We start from the raw sequence: 18,897 nt of genomic DNA, 5'->3' as shown, positions 1-18,897 counted from the left end.
CCAATAAAAACGTCCAGAGTTACAACTCTGGACGTTTTGGATTCTTATGGTCTCACTGTTTCAAATGTATTTGCTTCAGCTTCCAGTTCAACATTTTCAGGAACTTTTATATATAAAGCGGATATGCTCCAGCCACTCACGATATCGCCGGAGTTTTTTTCATCTGAGAACTGCTTATACGGGAATTCCTTTTCATACAATTTATATTCTATTTGGACCGTTTCAGACGGGTACACGGTAAGCTTACCCTCTGATAAGTCAACCCTGGGTTTGTAGCGTCGCTTGATTGCAATGCCGTTGATACTCATTGGCGTTTGGTAGTATGTCGCTTCGACTGCGTTTTCTACCGCCTCTGTATGTTCTACAAAAATGTTCACCCCATTCACATCGTTACTGGGTGTTGATAAAAACAGTTCATCGCTCTCGTAATCCAACGTCCACTGCTCCACAATGAGTCCTTCATCAATCTGCTCCGTTTTTCCTTCTTGCAGATGAGTATAGAGCTGTTCAGATTGTGTGTCAGGTACACTTCCCTCTTCTTGAGAATCGATTCGATCGACCGGCAGCAAAAGAAAAATACTGGTTGAGGCTAACAATAAGACAACGTATCCTATCATCATCCACCATCCAGTCTTTCCACGTGATAAACCGACTTTTGCGCTTTTACTCGTAGTAATAGTAAGCATAAGTACAACCACTAGAATAATCAGGATAGGTAAAAAGCTGAGTATCATTGTTTCACCTCCAACCGGTTAGATATAAGGGTGGCAATCGCGTAAAAAATAGTTGTAGATGCAATTGTCTTTATGACAAACAAAATAAAATTGGATTCTTGAAAAATGAATTTGAGAACGAATGAATCTACGGACATCCCGCTTCTGCTTAGTAAAATCAAGGTTCCAAACACGATAACGGGAAGTAAGATGACAAACATTTTATTCCATTGGATAATCATGCCGGACAAATATCCAATACTGCTGAACAGAAAGATTATCAAGGTGGTGGCAAGGAAACCAATGATGAACACACCCGGACCTACTGCTCCACCAGCAAGGAAGATTTCCTCACCAGGAAGGAAAAAGTAAGTGATCACTTTCAGCAAGTAGCCTGACAGGATTGCTGTAATGGCCCCGATTCCACAAATGGTGAACAAGAAAGCAATAGTTGAAAAAGTACTGCTCGCCCGATTGGTTACAAAGGCAAAATCATCCTCACGGTAAGCTTTAGTCGTTAAGAGGAAGGCGGTTATGAATCCCCAGAAAATCGTAAATATCAGCACCATATCAGCGTTGAAATAATCTATACGAATATCATAACCTGTGGTCCCTCTCCCTCTCGAACCCGTTCCATTCAGTGAAAACAACACACCAAGCAGCTGTATGATGACCAGTGAGGTAAACACACCAATATACGCCCGCCACTTGTAACTATATTGTTTTTTTACGATATCAGCGGTCTGGACTTCGATCAAAGACATCGTCCACACCTCCTTTTCTCCCTTTTTCATCGGTCACATAGACACACAAATCACTTGCTGAAACAGCTGACAAACCGATGCCCGCCAGCTGCATTTGCTGCCGTTCATATTCATTAAACGTATTCTCAACAACCATATATCGATCATCCACGCCTGTTTCCCGAGTATAAAAAACTTCCTGATTCTGAACCCAAGGCTCCAGTACGTCCTTCTTGCCAGCAAGACCAATACTGTATTCTTTCAGCTCATCCATCGACATTTGCCAATAAAGTTCACCTTTATCAATAAGTACGATTTCTTCCAGAACATCTTCCATTTCTTCTAAATGATGTGTCGATAAGAGGATTGTACGTGGGTGTGCCAAATAATCCTTCAACAAGGCACGGTAAAAATCTTTCCGCACCGCAGCGTCCATACCGGTCGTAGGCTCATCGAAGATTGTCAGTGGCGAACGTGAGGCTAGCCCAATAATCATGTTAAACGTGCTTTCATACCCTTTAGACAATTCATTATGACGCTGCTTCGGATGAAACCCGAAGTATTTGAATAAGCGTCCGGCAAGTTCATGGTCCCAATTGTGGTAAAAGCGCCGCCCCTCTTCTAATATTTCTTTCAAGGTGAGTGGGGCAGGGAAATTCATCTCATCATCAATATAGATCGTGTTGGCTGAGACGAACAAATCGTTGAACGGTCTCCTTCCATACACTTCTACAGTACCGGACTGTTCTTTCAATAGCCCTGCTAAAATTTTCATGAAAGTCGTTTTTCCTGCCCCATTGCGTCCGACCAGACCGACAACTTTGTTTTCGTCGATCGAAACAGTAAAGTCGCTGAGCGCTTTTTTCCTCCTATAAGTTTTCGTTAAACTCTTACATTCGATTGCCTTCATCACACTTCTCCCTTCCAAGCTTCCCGAACGAGCCCGACGACCTCTCCTTCGGACATCTCAAGGTGACCCGCTTCAGTAATGAGATCATTAATCTTTTTTTTCAAGGTTTGATTTTTCCGTTTATCCAAGATGATAGATTTCGCAGCGTGAGAAACGAACTTACCAATCCCACGCTTGTCATAAAGGATGCCCTCTTCTGCAAGTTTAGTCAGACCCTTGGCCGCTGTCGCTGGATTAATGTTGTACATATCGGCGAGCTTGTATTGGGAATGAACTTTCTCATCCTGCCTGAAATTATCGTGCAGAATCTCACTCTCCATCCATTCTGCTATTTGGATATAGATCGGTTTCATGCCATCTGTATCGAGGATCAATGTATCGCCTTCTCTCTGAATGGGTGCATTAGTGTTGTAATGTAGTATATTACTCCAACCAGGATTTGACAAGGATTATTCCTATTTAAGTTTAAATTTAGACTGGGCATATTCGCTTGAATTCTCATGAAATCCCCATACTCAAAATATTGAATAATCGACTTCCGCGTATCAGTATCCTCCGTGATCCAAAACACGTTTCAAATGACCAACAAAAGGAAAATGTCTCATACAAGTAAAAAAAGGAGGATACAGCATGAAAGGTGTTACTTATCAGGGAAAAGAGCAAATGACTGTTAAAGAAGTCGAAACTCCTACAATCCAGGAAGATGGAGATATGATTGTCCGTATTACTGCTTCTGGAATTTGCGGGTCCGATCTGCATCTTTATAAAGGCGGTATGGAGCCTTCTCAAGACTATGTCGTCGGACACGAACCGATGGGCATCGTTGAGGAAGTCGGTCCAGATGTGAAGAGTCTGAAAAAAGGCGACCGTGTCGTCATCCCTTTCAATATCGGTTGTGGCGAATGCTTCTTCTGTAAAAACCAAATGGAAAGCCAATGCGACGAATCCAACCCGCACGGAGAACCAGGCGGACTCTTCGGATTTACGGAAATGTTCGGTAATTTCCCGGGGGGCCAAGCGGAATACCTACGTGTCCCTTACGCAGACTTCACATCCTTTAAAGTCCCTGAACAAAGTGAATTAGATGACGAAAGTGTAATGTTTTTATCCGACGTTATACCTACTGCTTACTGGAGTGTCGAGCACAGCGGCGTCAAACAAGGAGACACGGTGGTCATTCTAGGTAGCGGACCGATCGGATTAATGGCGCAGAAATTCGCTAAACTGAAAGGTGCTGAACGTGTCCTCGGTGTTGACCAGATTGACCACCGCCTTGAACATGGCAAACGGACCAACAACGTCGAGACATTCAACTTCAAAAAAGAAAAAGACATCGGTGCGCTTTTACATGAAGAGACGAAAGGTGGCGCAGATGTTGTCATAGATTGTGTCGGTATGGATGGAACAGTACCAGAAGAGGAAGAATTCGGTTCTGATTTCGATAACCAGTTCGGGACCATCAGTCCGATCAAAACCGCTTCCCAGGCTGTACGTAAATTCGGGACAGTGCAACTGACCGGCGTTTATGGCACTGAAGCGAACGGTTTCCCACTCGGTGACTTTTTCTCTCGGAACGTATCGCTGAAAATGGGGCAAGCACCTGTCATTCACCTGATGCCGAAGCTCTATGACATGGTTGAAAACAATGAGTTCGACCCTACCGATATCATTACACACAGCATGCCACTTGAGGAAGCAGCTAAAGGGTATGACATTTTTGATAAAAAAGAAGATGGAAACATCAAAGTTATCTTGAAACCATAAAACAATGAAAGAACCAAGTCGTTTTATCCACGTCTTGGTTCTTTTTATTGTTCAAAATGTCGTATTTTATCAGCTGTACTATATCATCAATAGCATTAAACCGTAGTCTATATTTTTGAAAAGCAATCCTACTCTCTCAACTTCGGATATACAGGAAGAAATCCCCCCTCATTCGTCTTTCACCTTGCATTTTTCATGTATTTAATACACACTGATCATAGTCAGAATATTCCTTATACATAAAAAATAAAACCAGAATTTATCCAAGATTTTTTTGTAAGCGATTACATATTGAGGAGGATCTGTATGCTTCGAGGAATTACCAGTTTTTTTGATCGTTTAATTCAGCGTTATCTGCCGGATGCTTTTTTGTTTGCTGTCATCCTGACGTTAGTTGTATTCGGATTAGGTGTGTTTTTCACAGCAAGCTCACCCGTACAGATGGTACAGTTCTGGGGGAATGGCTTTTGGGATCTTTTAGCTTTTGCTATGCAAATGTCATTGATTGTCGTCACAGGATACATATTGGCTAACACTCCCTTTGTGAAATCAATTCTACAGAAGTTAAGTACGTTGGCAAGAACACCTGGGCAGGCTATTTTATTAGTGTCTTTTGTTGCTGCAATCGCTTGTTTAATCAACTATGGGTTTGGCCTGGTGGTTGGCGCTTTGCTAGCTATCCATGTAGCGAGGCGTGTGCCTAACGTAGATTATCGATTGCTGATGGCAAGTGCTTACAGTGGTTTTTTACTTTGGCATGGCGGTTTTTCAGGTTCCATACCTTTAACAATCGCATCAGAGTATCATTTTCTTTCAGATTCTATCGGTTCTATTCCTATCTCAGACACACTTTTCAGTGGAATGAATCTATTTATTGTTCTAGTCTTACTATTGACCCTTCCATTACTTAACCTGTGGTTATTAAAGTCTAATGGAGATTTAAGTAAAAACAATCTTGATTTCATAAAAGACGATTCTGATGAAGAGCAGCTTGCCGCTACGACAAGTGATTTGACCCCTGCTGAACGATTGGAAAACAGTAAGATCACCTCATTATTCATAGGACTATTAGGTTTATCTTTCATTGTCTACCATTTTGTTCAAAGTGGATTTGATCTGAATATTAATATTGTGAACTTCATCTTCCTGTTTCTAGGTATCGTCTTCCATAAAACACCTAGAAATTTCTTGAATAGTGTGAATGATGCGGTTAAAAATGCGGGTGGAATTATTATTCAATTTCCGTTTTATGCAGGAATCATGGGAATGATGGTCGCTTCAGGTTTATCCGAACAAATGTCTACCTGGTTCGTCAATGTTTCCACTGAATTCACTTTTCCATTATTCGCTTTCATCAGTGCTGGAATTGTGAACTTCTTCGTCCCTTCCGGCGGTGGTCAATGGGCGGTACAAGCTCCGATTATGATTCCTGCAGCATTGGATCTTGGAGTAAGTACAGCAAAAACAGCTATGGCGGTAGCATGGGGAGATGCCTGGACCAATATGATTCAGCCTTTCTGGGCATTACCTCTGCTCGCAATTGCTGGTTTAAAAGTGAAGGACATTATGGGCTTTTGTGTCATTATCTTAATTTGGAGTTTCATACCGATTTCCTTAGCCCTTTTATTTTTGAACTAGAGTACCTCAAACGATAACTTCCATTGGAAAAGTCGGACAATAGAGGAGAATGGATCAAATGGAGCGTAGGCAACATACGTAAAATCCTGCTGGAACAGAGCACGAGGCGAAGTCCCCGGAAGAGAACGGTCTATGCTTTCAGAGGATGCTGAGACCGTGTCCGCGTATAGCGAAGTATGTTGCCGAAAGCGGATTATCCTATTATTACTTCATAAAGAAAACCCGAACGAAAAAATCGTCCGGGTTCTCTAGTGGGAAAATTCTTTTATCCCAGTCTCTTTTCATTCATTAATTCTGTTTCAGTTTCTCGACCTCGCCCCGTTTACTGTTCCTTTCCCTTAATCAATTTTTTCAATTCATCCAATTCGTCCATGATTTTTTGCATATCTTCACTCTCTTCCTTCGCGTGCTCGGAAAGTTGCTGGGCATTGTTGACGATTTCACCGACAATTAAATTCAAAATTATAAACGTTGAAACTACAATAAATGAAACGAAGTACAACCATGACCAGGCTATTTCCGCAAAGATAGGCCGGAAAACTCCACTCGCCCAGCTTTCAAGGGTGAAAACCTGGAACAGAGTCAAAGCACTTAACCCGACATTTCCAAAATACTCCGGCGTAAGCTTTCCAAAAAAACTTGTACCGATGATAGCGTAAACATAAAATATGATCCCCATCAGTATGGTCACGGAACCGATAGCTGGTATCGCCATAAACAATGCAGAGGTCAACCTTTTTAAAGACGGGACTACAGAAATCGTCCGTAGTACCCGTAACACTCTCAAAATCCTTAAAACACCTACAAAATGAGTGTTATATAATACCAAACTTCCAAACACGATAACAAAATCGAAGACATTCCATCCATCTTTAAAAAAGTTTTGACGATACACGGTCAGCTTTACAAGGATTTCAATGGTGAAAATGGCTAATATCAACACATCTAAGAAGACAAATATAGATTGATAATTTTCGTAGAGAGAGTTATTTGTTGCTAGTCCGATCAGGACAGCATTTACTAAAATGACCCCTAATATAAAACGTGAAAAAAGCTTATGTTCAACAAAATGATGTAGACTAATTCCCATTTCCCCACTTTCCCACAGCCAAGAGTTGCAGCATTCAATATTCTCTCGTCTTTTATAATGAATTTCCTCTAATTATCATTAAATGATTTTAAATATCGGTCTTCCATGGTTAAGCCCACTTCTGTACATCAATGCATAACTGTTGGTATGCTTTCGATTCATGTACCATTTTCTTATCCTGGTACACTTGAGCGAGCCAACGGAGTGGTTTAGGATCACTCGGTTTCATTTCCATTTCCAGCTGGAAGCATTCTAATGCTTTGTCCAATTGTTCCAATTCATAATACCATTCGCCCAATTGCTGCATTTGATCAAGGTCGTCGCGTATACCATTCATCCTATCTACTTTTTCGATAATACTGAAGTGCCGTGGAAATCCAGCCAAGCGTTTGGAAATGTCTTCGAGTTCAAGAGTTTCCATCAATGCCTTTACGTATTTTTCTAAAAGAGGCTCTGCATTTTCCGGATGAGCGGCAACAATTCGCTCCATAAGTGCATTCATGGATTCTGGATGTTCGGTAAAATCGAATGTTTGCAGGTTGGTAGATAAAGCTTGAAGCTGACTGGTATCGAGCTCGACGCCTTGGTCTGTCACCAACTTTGAAAGTTTATGAAGTTGTCTTGTATGCATGTATTTTTGGAAAAGATCTTCCGTCAGCCGATCGAAGGAAGGGAGGGATCGGGACAATTCCTCTAGAAGGCAGGTATGGCTATTTTCATCAAAGTGATGATTCACTACATTGATAAACGTTTGGTAGCCCTCGTTCGTTGGATGTACTGAAATTTCTTTCATATGGATGGAAACAGCTTCAATCCAGCGATTTTCATTCTCGAGAATCGATATTTTCAGGTGATTGCTTGCATTCTCTTCCGCGAAAAGAGGGTCACGGTCTGTGAGTTTCTGTGATTCCTCTTCATACATCGTGTGGAACTTACTGAAGGAAAGGTCATTACCGACTTGTTTGACGAAGCTGTTTTTCGGTGCAAAATCCCTCAGTTCGCGGACAATCGTATAAGCAGCGAACATTTTCCCTTCACGACGGTATTGATAGAAAAGTGATTTTATCTCTTTGAACAGTTGCTTTTTCGGAATAAATGATTCAAAAAATGTGAGGATATGAGCTTGTTCTTGTTTGGTATGATTGTGGTCTATTTTTTTAATCAGTTGAGGGTAACTGAGCTTTTGGAGGGGCTGATTCTCTGTGACAAGCGCTTCTATAAATGGATGTGGAGCTTCATAAATGGCCCCTTCACTGAAGGCTTGAGCAATATAAGAATATCTTTTGAGGCTTTTCGTTTTGACAGCCGTAAGGAATTGTTGTTTATAGAAGAAAAGATAATACATCTCATTGTGTTCATTTATGGCTTCCATCACTTGTCCTTGCTTGAAAAAAGTGACGCGTTCAGGCTGCACACATTCGGGGTTCTTTTGCTTGTTGCTGATTAATTGAATTGATTTCACAATACCGTCCTCCCTCTTTCCTCCACTATATCACACCTCTTCATCTACTCCTAAACAAGAAGTAATCGATTTTGCATCAGAATTCTGCTGCAAAAAGGGAGTTCGCTTTTATAAGTCTGCAAACTTTGTCACTTTGATGTTACATTTGTAAAAAACATACCATTGAAAAAAGTCTGTCAACCCTTCTATTCTAGTAAATTTTCTATTTGATGGATGATACTTCCACCCAGACAAACTATTAAGAGATTTCCACAAAAAGGGTCAACTATAGAGATGATGGTGAGTTTCCTTTCTAAATCTTCAAAAGTAAGAGAATCCATCCTTTCAATACCAAAAATATCCTCCAATATTACAAGATTCTGATGGTACGATAGAGTCGTTCCAAAAATACAAATTTTCTAGGAGGAGTTTTCAGTATGATCAAGAAATCATTAATCGTATCAGGAGCTCTCGCTCTATCCTTACTTGCATCTCCAGCTACATCTCTAGCATCTTCAGGAGATGTGCAACAAAACTATGAAGTGGATACAAAAACCATTCAAATAGATTCTGAACAAATCCTTAACTGGGTAAATGAAAACCAGGATTCAATTCAGAATAACAAGCTTCAACAGGCTGATATTCAATCTCTATTGGAACAATTCCAAATGAAGCAGCAGCCTCCAGAAGCTCCAGCTGAACAAGAAGCACCTGCTGAAGAGCAGTCTAAAGAAGAAGCTCCAGCTGAACAAGAAGCACCTGCTGAAGAGCAGTCTAAAGAAGAAGCACCAGCTGAAAAGCCTGAAGCACAGCCAGCTCCACAAGAGTCAACTGAAGAAGCACAACCAGAAGAAAACACGCAAGAAGAAGCAGCAGCTTCAGAGGTTTCTGAATTTGAAAAACAGGTTGTTGAATTGACGAATCAAGAACGTGAGAAACAAGGTCTAGCTCCACTAGAGTTGGATACAGAATTAAGTGGCGTAGCGAAAGACAAGTCTCTGGACATGCAGCAAAATAATTATTTCTCTCACAATAGCCCTACCCACGGATCTCCGTTTGACATGATGAAAGCTTACGGAATCGATTACCGTACGGCTGGTGAGAACATTGCGATGGGGCAAACGTCTCCTGAACAAGTAGTAGAAGGCTGGATGAATAGTGAAGGGCACCGTAAAAACATCATGAACCCTAACTTCACCCACATCGGAGTCGGCCATGCAGAGAACGGCAACTATTGGACACAAATGTTCATAGGAAAATAATAGATATTGAAGTTCAGATGCCACCGGAATTTCCGGTGGCATTTTTTTATTCAAAAACACAAAATCCAGATGATGATTGATGATCTTAGATGCTCAAACTCTACTAAAATCAACCGTATGACTTTTTTTCTTTTTTATATGTAGAAAACCTATTGCAATTCGTCTGAATATTCACTAAAATCAATCATACTTTATCTATATTAAAACAAAAGGAAGTGTTCTTTTTGAATACACAAACCGTAAGCCATCTTTATAACGTCTGCCACCTCTGCCACGGAACCGGAACGTATGAAGAGTACGATGATAGCAAGGCGAATATGATCATGGACCACTATCAGCGTACGAACCACGCAAAGGACACAATAGCATGGAAACTAGCCATCGAAGAAACAAGCTATGAAAAAGAATGCAGCCGCTGCCACGGAAACGGCCATGTACTGAATGATGAAGGAAAGCAGGTGTACCGTGAATTACAGCAGTTTGCATAAATATTGAAAAAGGGGAGCGTCTCATTCCATTGAGTCGCTCCCCTTTTCATTGCAGTTCATTCTGTTATTGTAGACCGGTCACTATTTGTCCTTAATCGGATCTCCGACGATTTCAGTGGGGATGCGCTAATTAAGCTTTCGTCCGGTAAGCCGTGTTGTGGCCTTTCAACGTCTCATCTGTTCCGAAAAGGAAGTGTTTTTTCATGTCCGGAGAATAAACAGAGTTCACTGTATTTCTTCCAACCGTTTCCGCGACTTCTCGCAACATACTTGGCGAGGCACCACAACACAAACCTATATAGTTAACACCAGATTGTTGCGCTTCCGCTGCCCATTCGGCAAGTTCATAGCGGTTACAGTACAACGGATCAAGCGATGTCGGAAAGGTCGTTTCGGTCGGCAGTGAACATGAACAACCCCCGTCAGGTAAGTTGAAGAACGTCGGGTGATCTTCTGTGGTGCGGTATGGAATCGGCAAAGCCCCTACATACCCCTCCACTTCTTGACGAATCTGTTCAATATACGGCTGCATTGTTGCCGGGCCGCGGAAGCAATTCATTCCTACAACTAGAGCCCCTTGCTTCTCTAATAAACGACAGGCCTCTTCAACCGTGTAGCCATCGCGCAAAATATTTTCACTCATCAGCCCCAGTGTGATGACTGCCGGTAAGCCTTGCCTCTGTATTTCCTCTAAAGCGATTTTTGCTTCTTCATAGTAATAGAACGTTTCTCCATTTACAAAATCGACACCTTCCTCTTTGCACCATCCTATCATTTCAGCAAAAATCCCTCGGACATTCGCTTTCGATTCCTCATCGTCCGGGTCGAACAGGTTCGTGTTGGAAACGTTCCCAGCTACAAGGGCTTCCTCTTCTGGATGCTCCGCTGCTACTTCTTTAGCTAACCGGATCGCCTGACGGTTCAGCGGCTCCAACAAATCTTCTTTTCCGATGATGCGCATTTTCTCCCTGTGACCATTATAAGTGAAAGCCAATACGACATCGGACCCTGCAAGCATATAATCACGATATGTCTGCTTCAGTGCTTGCGGATTGTCAAGCGCCACTTCCGGGACAAACGAACCAGCTTGCAGATATCCGCGCCTTTCCAGTTCAAATAAATATCCTTCTCCACACACCACTGGCCCTTCCTGTAAACGCTGCTCTAAACTTCTCTTCATCAATAACCCACCTTTTTTAAAATTAAAAAACCCTTCTTCCTGGCAAGAGGAAGAAGGGTTTTAGTTGCTTATGTCCTTCTCTTATCTGCCAGACATTGTAGTCTGTAGGAATTGGCACCATCATCAAGCGTCAACTTGAAAGGTTGCCGGGCATCACAGGGCCTAGTCCCTCCGCCACTCTGGATAAGAGTAATCATTCAGTTTTTTTAGCTTGTTGGAAATTATAAAGGGGGTCGCAGGTAAATGTCAATCATTTTTCTGATAAATCTGAAAAGAGGGTCAAAGGTCTGACATTATGGATTTGCATACCAGTAATGGATTGGTTTAGGAAATATGGATGAAATGGACTCACCCACGTTTATTACCTAGCCTCCTTGTGAAAATATGTTAGTAACATTATATAATAGAAAGGGAGAGATGAAATTGAAAAGTTGGTCGATTGTATTCTTTCTTGTATTAACAGCTATAGTGTTCAGCGCTTGTGGTACGAATTCTGAAGAAGATTCTTCTCCATCAGAAAATGGAGAAAAAAATACTTCAGAAGAAAATGCGACGAATGAAGAAAACCAAGAAAAATCAGAAACCCCAGAAAATATTACGGTAACCTTAAACGATCGAGATGGAAATGAAGTAGGTTCTGCAGAATTGGAACAACAAAATGGAGGCGTGAACATCAAACTCTCAGCCTCTGGTTTGCCTGAAGGAACACATGGTTTCCACATCCATGAAAAAGGAGTTTGTGAAGCACCTGATTATAAATCTGCCGGCGGTCATTTTAACCCGACTGACGTCAGTCATGGCAGCGATTCTGAAGATGGTCCACATGCGGGAGATTTAAATAACATTGATATCCATGAGGAGGGAAATGCCGAAGAGGAAGTGATGGCAGACATGGTGACACTTAAAGAGGGACAAGATAACTCGCTTCTAGGCGGAGACGGGACTTCCCTTGTCATCCACGCCGGAGCTGATGATCAAAAGTCACAGCCATCCGGGGATGCAGGCGAACGTATCGCTTGTGGTGTCATTGAAAATTAATCCATTTCCGAGCGGTCAACCACGAGTTGACCGCTCTTTTTCAGTAAGCTTATGAAACCTTTTCACACACACCGCCGTATAAAAGTTAGAAAGCAGGTGACATTATGAAAAATTTCATAAGCCTCTTCCTTCTCATCACTCTCCTCCTTCTTCCTACACGCGTGTTTGCAGTCGATTTCACGATTGATGAGACAGACATCCATGCTTCTCTAAAAACTAACGGGCAAGTGGAAGTGAAGGAAACACATAGGTATAAATTCGAAGGAGAATTCAATGGCATTACGAGGACGCTCATACCAAAAGAAAAGGCAACCATCACTGATGTGCACGCCGCAGAAAATGGAACAGATTTAAAGATTGAAAAAGAAGATGAATTATACAAAATCTATCGGGGAGGGTCAGATGAAACGGTCACCATCGATCTTTTTTACACGATAGAAGATGGTATGGAAGTCTATGAAGACATCGCCCAGTTTTACTGGTCTTTTTTTGACAAAAATAATGAATCCACTTATGAGGATTTAACGATCACAATCAAACCTCCTCAATCAGCGGATGTGAAAGCAGCATACGGTTACGATGAAGCGTATGATACTGTCACCATCTCAGACAACGGAACAGTCACATTTAAACTTGGCGAGGTTCCAAATGGAAAAAACGGTGACATCCGTGTCGCATATCCTGCAAGCCTCTTTCCTAATGCAGCAGTGACAAGCTTTGAGCCAATGCTCGATGAAGTCATTGCGGAAAAACAAGCCGTGGACGAAGAGGCAGCCGCCCGTGCAGAAGCAACTGCTCAATGGGGAATTCTAGGACCGTACATTATCCTCCCCTTCACTCTAGTTGCCTTAGGGCTGGCTGTTCATGGCCTTAGAAAAAGAAAAGAGACTATGCGTGAAGTTAGACGCCAACGCAGTGGAAGCGGACGATTTCCTAACGAGAAAATGAGCTTACCTGCAATGATGACGTTCACGAACTATGGACACTTGCCGACAACAGCTTTGACTTCATCCTTGCTCGACCTCGTACACAAAGGAAACATCGAACAAATTTCGGAAAAAGAATTCCGAGTCAGCAACCGAGACACCGTGTATGCCCACGAACGCCTTCTTATCGACTGGCTGTTTGATGAAATCGCTCAACAAGAAATGTTCCATGTAGATGATATAGAGCGCTATGCTGAAAAAGAAGAAAACCAGGAAAAATATCGCCAGAGGTTTGCCACCTGGAAGGAAATGGTTAATCAAGAATACCGGCAATATGATTTGTATGAGACTGCAGCAACGCCTCGATGGATTTCTGGTTTTGGAGCAGTTGTAACTTTGCCGTTTGTCGTCCTTTTCCCTTTTTACGGTCAGTTCATTTGGATGGCAGCCTCTATTGTCCTGCTGGGTTTTTTCATCATCTACAGTATCGCTTACCGCCCATTGAACATCAAAGGTCAGAAAATCAAACAGGATTTGCAACCTTTAAAAAACGGAGATCATTGGAAAACATGGGCCAAAGAAGACCAGGTGCCTGCCTTGCTATATCAAATCGGCATTGGCAAACGCGATCTTTTGGCAACGCCTGCGCCCCTCCACACTTCCAATAATGATGACTGGGTGATTTTCTTGATCCTTGGAGCGTCTTTGCAAAACAGCTTCCATTCCGCTGAGCAACATACATCTGTTTCTGCCTCTACAGGAAGTGGCGGCGCGGGTGTCGGTGGCGGTGGTGGAGGTTCTGGAGCCTTTTAAAAAGCCTCAATATCTTTGAATGAATGTCACTCAGATAAAGAAGGATCCACCCTGTTAGAAAATAAATATGAAGCAAAGAAGCCCGGGTGACTGTAAGATTCATCCCGGGCTTCTATTATGTTCAGCGAATCGTATTTAAGTTTAATATGAACCAGGTGAAGTAACTGGCTACGGCGAACATCAATATTTTCACAAACATCAGAGGAACAACAAAAATTGCAGAATAGAGAATAGAAATCCACAATACACTCACACCGATCCACTTTGCACGGAGCGGAATACCCCGGTGCTCGCGGTAATCACGGATGTATTTTCCGAAATATTTGTTTGTAAGCAGCCAATCATACATCCGATCTGAGCTACGGACAAAACAAGCTGCTGCCAACAAAAGAAGTGGTGTAGTCGGAATTAAGGGCAGTACGATTCCCAACACTCCAATAATTAAAGAAACCCAACCGAATATGAGGAGCAATACTTTTTTTATCGTTTTCATTATGGTCCTCCACTAAGAAATGGTCACTTGATAATCTGGACCTTTCGGATCATCCTGCCTTCAATTTCCAACACCTTAAAAGTCAAATTGCTCTGCTCAAGAACATCTCCTTCTCCCGGGAAGTCATTGAACTCTTTCAGTAAATATCCGGCTAAGACGTCTTCTTCTTCAGGAATTTCCGTGTCAAAAAAGGAATTGAGCCTGCGAAGAGTAATTTTACCATCACAGATCATTTCAGTTTCTGAAACTTTTTCAATAATCGAATCACTTTCCAGATCCATTTCATCCTCTATTTCAAGACCGATCATCGCCTCGATGACGTCTTCATGAGTCAAGACCCCTTCTGTTCCTCCGTATTCATCTAAAACGATAGCCATGTGTTTTTTCTCTTTCGTCATCTTGCGGAATACCCATTCGATCTTGTGAAACTCATAGACTACTAATGGGTCTTTATACGTATACTCTACAAATGGCTTACCTGCTTCCATCGCCCACGAAATTAAATACTTTGAGTGGAAAACAGCCACGATATCATCGATGTCCTCCCCATAGACTGGATACCTTGTAAAAGGATGCTGGATGACCATATCACGGACTTCTTCAAAAGAAGCAGCCTCAGAAATGGCAATCATATCAACACGTGGTGTCTTCAATACATCCTTCACGTTTAGATTATAAAAGTCCAGCACACCTTTAATACGGTGGGATTCCGCTTCATTAAAAGTCCCTTCGGAATCAGCGATATCGACCATCGTGCGCAGCTCTTCTTTAGAGATTGATACATCGGTGGTTTGTCCTTTAGCTAGTGCTCGGGTAATGAATCCTGTCAGCCAGTTCAGGACAATGGTGATCGGTTTGAAAATGACTACAAAAAAACGAATCACAGGCGAAACAGTCATGGCGATCCGATCGGGAAATGCAGCAGCAATGGATTTTGGGAGAACTTCAGAAAAAATAATGATGGTTATTGTCAAAATAGCTGAAGCAAGCCCGACACTGAACCCATACTCGATAGCTAACGTTGTCACAAGTGTCGGTAGCAATATGTTAGCAATGTTATTCCCAATAAGTATAGTCGTTATGAATTCACTCGGCCGTGAGAGTAGACTTAAAAGTTTTCCGGCTTTTTTATTATCTTTATTAGCTCTGGATTGCAGCCTCATTTTATTGGCAGCTGTAAGTGCTGTTTCACTTCCTGAAAAGAAAAGCGAAACAAATAATAATAGGATGATCGCAATGACCACTAGCAAATTCCCCCCTGGATATGTACATTCGTCACTAGATTTTGATTATATAATATTTCTTTTATTCCAGTAAAAAATTATCGCTCACAAACCATCTTACCCTGCCTGTCCATTTCTTTAACATCCATATTAGCTCTTCATCGGGAAGATTTGATTTCGAGATATTTGATGAGTGAAGCGAACTATTCCCCGCCGCCCCCTTGCTATATTGTTTTCTCACCCACTAGTGTTCATTAATGATTCATAAATCTCTTTGGTCCTCGAACTCTCATCCCTGCTCAATATCAGATGATCATCTTTGCTGGAAACGTAGAGAAATGGCCCCTCGTTCTTTTGGACAAATAGCAATATACCATTGTATGGGTCTTCCAAACGAAACCTGCCTTTCAGTTGACCGGCGGCAGCAAATCCGTTTGTCTTAACGATGATTTCGGGCATAGTATCAAGCAATTCAACCGAAGTGATTTCTTCCATCGGCCATTCGACACCATACATCCCTGATACCTCAAAACTCTCTTCTGTAATGATGACTTCATTCTCCATAAATCCAAGCACCGTCAATCCGCAGATAAACATGAAAGTGGCAGCTGAAATAATTCCGGTTATCCACACCATCTTCTTCCTTTTTCGAGGAACTTCATAACGCTGTACCCAGACTATCCCGACCATCAGCACTATTGAAAAAATTCCGATGCTGACCTCAAAGCCAAAGGGAACTGATGAAAGTCCTAACAAAAAAGAGAGGACAAGCAAGTAGAACGTGTACTTTAATAGTTTACCGAGAGCATTGATATACCCATTGTATATTAATATTTCTTTTTCTTCCTCAGGTCGACTGCCGAATCCTGATAACAACCCATATTCTTTTTTCTTCACAACTAAATACGTCAATCCGCCATAGATAATTAACGACCATCCCATAACGATAATGAAAACGATTCTTCCTGTATCAATCAAGAGGCTTCATCCTCCTTTTCAACTACTGCTGTTCTTGCCAACCAGTCATAAATATTCCTCCTTTTCTTATTTGTAAATGGGACGATTAAGTAAAGTAAAATAGCGACGTTCACTGTGTTCAGGACTATATAAAGGGTCTTTTCAGAGTAGCTTGTCGGAAGCATCAACCGCCAAATTGCGAAATGTGCCACTTCCCAGGGCAGAAATTTAATGGCAGTCCGTATAAGAGACCGACTCAACCCCAACCGATCTCCTTGATCATCCACCACTTGTAAGCTCATCTTCCTTTTTCCCCAGGTTCCTTTCCACTTTGAACATTCACTCAAAATAAAGTAAAGAGAGACAGGTGCTGTCATCATCACAAAACCCGTGATCTGAGCTGTAACAGGAGAATTGGAAAATAAAAAATTCAAGGGCTGCCTGAACAAGAAAGAAACACTCCCCACCACAAAAATCCCATAAGACAAAATGAGGAGATAATCCAGCAACAAAGCAAAAACGCGCATTTTAAAAGGGGCATAGCTCATAACCTTCCGACACTCCTCTAAAAGGATTTATTTCTTCTATTATAGTTTTGTCCTGTATTAACTGACAATGGAGAGGTGTTCACCTCAAGGTGTTTTGGTATTCTTTTTTGTCTTAACGGGCTTACACACTTATCTCACGCTATCAATAAGAGGGTAAGATTAAGAAAACTCCGCCATTTATTTTCATTGATTCTTCTATTGACCTTGTTCTTCTGCTTCTCCCTCAGGGAGGCTTATGTTGATTTCACAATGAGCGTTCGGTGGTGGACGCCTGCGGGGCGCTTTGGGAATTGGATGAAATCAAAGCAAAAAAAGCTCTTGAAGGGTTTCCCCACCAAGAGCTTCATTTAGCAAATCGATAACGCTTTTTCATATTCAGCAACAGCCTCTTCAAACACTTCCAAACCATGATCAATCTGCTCCTGAGTTACAATCAACGGTGGAATCATACGAATCACCTCTTGATGTTTGCCGCACAGGTAAAATAAAACCCCTTTCTCAAGAGATGAATCCAAGACACGCATCATTCCTTCTCCGTCCGGTTCTCCTGTCACAGGGTCAACGATTTCGATACCGATCATTAATCCGACCCCACGGATATCACCGATGACATTATGGTTTTCACTAATACTTTCCAGACGTTCCAAGGCATATGCTCCAAGCCTTTTCGAGTTATCGAGCAACTTCTCTTCTTCAATAACATCCAAAGTGGCGAGCGCAGCAGAACAAGCGATCGGGTTCCCGCCAAATGTCGTACCATGCGTTCCCATCGGCCATTTACTCATCAGTTCTTTGGAAGCGACTGTGGCACTCAACGGCATCCCTGAAGCAATTCCTTTGGCGATGGCCATAATATCAGGTGTCACCCCGAAGGTTTGAGCAGCAAACCATTCCCCGGTCCTGCCAAAACCCGTTTGCACTTCATCAAAAATCAACAGTATTCCGTGACGATCACAGATTTCACGCACTTTTTGCAGCCATTCTTTCGGGGGAATGATATAACCACCTTCCCCCAGGACCGGTTCAACGATAACGCTTGCAACTTCTTCAGGAGTCACCTGGTGATCAAATAAAAGTTCAAAATCCTTTTCCAGCTTATCAACACAGTATTCAGCTGGATCTTCCCCCGCTGGACAACCTTCCATATCCGCATAAGGAAGCTGGTAAGTCAGTCCATTCGGTTGTAAAAACTTCCGATACTTACTTTTTGATGTACTGACACCCAGTGCGCCTAAGGAACGACCATGGAAACAGCCGGTGAACGACACAACATAAGGACGTTGAGTCGCGTATTTTGCAAGCTTCAGAGCACCTTCAATCGCCTCTGTTCCACTATTTGCAAAAAAGAAGCAGTCAAGGTTCCCCGGCAGAATACCTTGCAATCGGTCCGCTATTCTTAGAATCGAATCATACATAATCACTCCAGAAGGGCCATGCATCAACTCGTCAGCGCCTTCTTTGATCGCTTTGACAACTTTCGGGTGGCGATGTCCTGTATTAGCTACCGCGATTCCTGATGTGAAGTCCAAATATTGCTTACCATCCGTTCCATAATAGTAGCACCCTTCCTCTTTTTCGACAGGCAGGTTAGGATGGTCTTTGGCCATACTTGGTGCAAGCAGGTCGGGCAAACGCGTATATAGTTCATCAAAAGTCGGCTTCATTTATCA

At 42.2% G+C, this 18,897-nt stretch carries 18 protein-coding genes and 1 riboswitch; of the genes, 6 read left to right on the top strand and 12 right to left on the bottom strand.

Translation table 11 applies throughout. The features are described from left to right. Nucleotides 1-44: 44 nt before the first annotated feature. Genes ACTWPX_RS08325 through ACTWPX_RS08310 form a run of 4 tightly spaced genes read right to left on the bottom strand, consistent with a single transcriptional unit; the run spans nt 45 to nt 2,740 of the window. Nucleotides 45-734 (bottom strand): hypothetical protein, encoded by a 690-nt coding sequence (locus tag ACTWPX_RS08325; protein ID WP_443119325.1) that lies wholly within the window; start codon nt 732-734, stop codon nt 45-47. Then, nucleotides 731-1,477, bottom strand: coding sequence for a hypothetical protein (locus tag ACTWPX_RS08320; protein ID WP_443119324.1), 747 nt, complete (start codon nt 1,475-1,477; stop codon nt 731-733). The genes ACTWPX_RS08325 and ACTWPX_RS08320 overlap by 4 nt, the downstream gene beginning before the upstream one ends. Next, nucleotides 1,449-2,366: an ABC transporter ATP-binding protein gene (locus ACTWPX_RS08315; protein ID WP_443119323.1), complete on the bottom strand. Its 918-nt coding sequence runs from the start codon at nt 2,364-2,366 to the stop codon at nt 1,449-1,451. Before ACTWPX_RS08315 ends, ACTWPX_RS08320 begins: the two co-directional genes overlap by 29 nt. Further along, nucleotides 2,366-2,740, bottom strand: a complete 375-nt coding sequence (locus tag ACTWPX_RS08310; protein WP_443119322.1) for a GntR family transcriptional regulator — start codon at nt 2,738-2,740, stop codon at nt 2,366-2,368. The genes ACTWPX_RS08315 and ACTWPX_RS08310 overlap by 1 nt, the downstream gene beginning before the upstream one ends. 256 nt (nt 2,741-2,996) lie before the next feature. Here ACTWPX_RS08310 and ACTWPX_RS08305 point away from each other — a divergent pair, with 256 nt between their 5' ends. Both ACTWPX_RS08305 and ACTWPX_RS08300 read left to right on the top strand, forming a co-directional pair. Beyond that, a complete protein-coding gene (locus tag ACTWPX_RS08305; RefSeq protein ID WP_443119321.1) occupies nt 2,997-4,130 on the top strand; it encodes a zinc-dependent alcohol dehydrogenase in 1,134 nt (377 codons plus the stop codon). Between the two features lie 306 nt (nt 4,131-4,436). Then, nucleotides 4,437-5,768 (top strand): short-chain fatty acid transporter, encoded by a 1,332-nt coding sequence (locus ACTWPX_RS08300; protein WP_443119320.1) that lies wholly within the window; start codon nt 4,437-4,439, stop codon nt 5,766-5,768. Between the two features lie 322 nt (nt 5,769-6,090). Here ACTWPX_RS08300 and ACTWPX_RS08295 read toward each other — a convergent pair whose 3' ends face one another. Together ACTWPX_RS08295 and ACTWPX_RS08290 are read right to left on the bottom strand one after the other, a co-directional pair. After that, a complete protein-coding gene (locus ACTWPX_RS08295) occupies nt 6,091-6,858 on the bottom strand; it encodes an ion transporter (protein ID WP_443119319.1) in 768 nt (255 codons plus the stop codon). Nucleotides 6,859-6,967: 109 nt separating this feature from the next. Next, entirely contained in the window at nt 6,968-8,320 is a 1,353-nt protein-coding gene (locus ACTWPX_RS08290) for a tetratricopeptide repeat protein (protein WP_443119318.1), read from the bottom strand. A gap of 416 nt (nt 8,321-8,736) precedes the next feature. On the opposite strand from ACTWPX_RS08290, the gene ACTWPX_RS08285 reads away from it, so the two are divergent. Both ACTWPX_RS08285 and ACTWPX_RS08280 read left to right on the top strand, forming a co-directional pair. Next, nucleotides 8,737-9,561 carry a CAP domain-containing protein gene (locus tag ACTWPX_RS08285; protein ID WP_443119317.1) on the top strand — a complete coding sequence of 275 codons (825 nt, stop codon included), beginning with the start codon at nt 8,737-8,739 and terminating at the stop codon, nt 9,559-9,561. A 224-nt stretch (nt 9,562-9,785) separates the two neighbouring features. Beyond that, nucleotides 9,786-10,049 (top strand): hypothetical protein, encoded by a 264-nt coding sequence (locus tag ACTWPX_RS08280; RefSeq protein ID WP_443119316.1) that lies wholly within the window; start codon nt 9,786-9,788, stop codon nt 10,047-10,049. 130 nt (nt 10,050-10,179) lie between these two features. Here the strand turns inward: ACTWPX_RS08280 and ACTWPX_RS08275 are convergent, their stop codons facing one another. Then, nucleotides 10,180-11,229 (bottom strand): homocysteine S-methyltransferase family protein, encoded by a 1,050-nt coding sequence (locus ACTWPX_RS08275; protein WP_443119315.1) that lies wholly within the window; start codon nt 11,227-11,229, stop codon nt 10,180-10,182. Nucleotides 11,230-11,307: 78 nt separating this feature from the next. Next, a riboswitch (SAM riboswitch) is annotated at nt 11,308-11,419 on the bottom strand. Between the two features lie 233 nt (nt 11,420-11,652). Between ACTWPX_RS08275 and ACTWPX_RS08270 the strand changes: the two genes are divergently transcribed. Continuing rightward, a complete protein-coding gene (locus tag ACTWPX_RS08270) occupies nt 11,653-12,267 on the top strand; it encodes a superoxide dismutase family protein (RefSeq protein ID WP_443119314.1) in 615 nt (204 codons plus the stop codon). 104 nt (nt 12,268-12,371) lie between these two features. Continuing rightward, nucleotides 12,372-14,006: a DUF2207 domain-containing protein gene (locus tag ACTWPX_RS08265; protein WP_443119313.1), complete on the top strand. Its 1,635-nt coding sequence runs from the start codon at nt 12,372-12,374 to the stop codon at nt 14,004-14,006. 121 nt (nt 14,007-14,127) lie between these two features. On the opposite strand, the gene ACTWPX_RS08260 is transcribed toward ACTWPX_RS08265, so the two are convergent. The 5 genes from ACTWPX_RS08260 to ACTWPX_RS08240 all read right to left on the bottom strand — a co-directional run bounded on the left by ACTWPX_RS08260 (nt 14,128) and on the right by ACTWPX_RS08240 (nt 18,891). Next, nucleotides 14,128-14,499, bottom strand: a complete 372-nt coding sequence (locus ACTWPX_RS08260; protein ID WP_443119312.1) for a YbaN family protein — start codon at nt 14,497-14,499, stop codon at nt 14,128-14,130. A gap of 23 nt (nt 14,500-14,522) precedes the next feature. After that, the gene (locus ACTWPX_RS08255; protein WP_443119311.1) at nt 14,523-15,743 is read right to left on the bottom strand and encodes a hemolysin family protein; all 1,221 of its coding nucleotides are present in this window, start codon (nt 15,741-15,743) and stop codon (nt 14,523-14,525) included. A gap of 216 nt (nt 15,744-15,959) precedes the next feature. Further along, nucleotides 15,960-16,700 (bottom strand): DUF3784 domain-containing protein, encoded by a 741-nt coding sequence (locus tag ACTWPX_RS08250; RefSeq protein ID WP_443119310.1) that lies wholly within the window; start codon nt 16,698-16,700, stop codon nt 15,960-15,962. After that, nucleotides 16,697-17,227 (bottom strand): RDD family protein, encoded by a 531-nt coding sequence (locus tag ACTWPX_RS08245; protein WP_443119309.1) that lies wholly within the window; start codon nt 17,225-17,227, stop codon nt 16,697-16,699. Before ACTWPX_RS08245 ends, ACTWPX_RS08250 begins: the two co-directional genes overlap by 4 nt. Before the next feature lie 347 nt (nt 17,228-17,574). Continuing rightward, nucleotides 17,575-18,891, bottom strand: coding sequence for an aspartate aminotransferase family protein (locus ACTWPX_RS08240; RefSeq protein ID WP_443119308.1), 1,317 nt, complete (start codon nt 18,889-18,891; stop codon nt 17,575-17,577). Nucleotides 18,892-18,897: the final 6 nt, after the last annotated feature.

The organism is Halobacillus sp. H74, assembly GCF_052246715.1.
Taxonomy (GTDB): domain Bacteria; phylum Bacillota; class Bacilli; order Bacillales; family Halobacillaceae; genus Halobacillus; species Halobacillus litoralis_A.
This window is presented reverse-complemented; position numbering and strand designations above follow the sequence as displayed.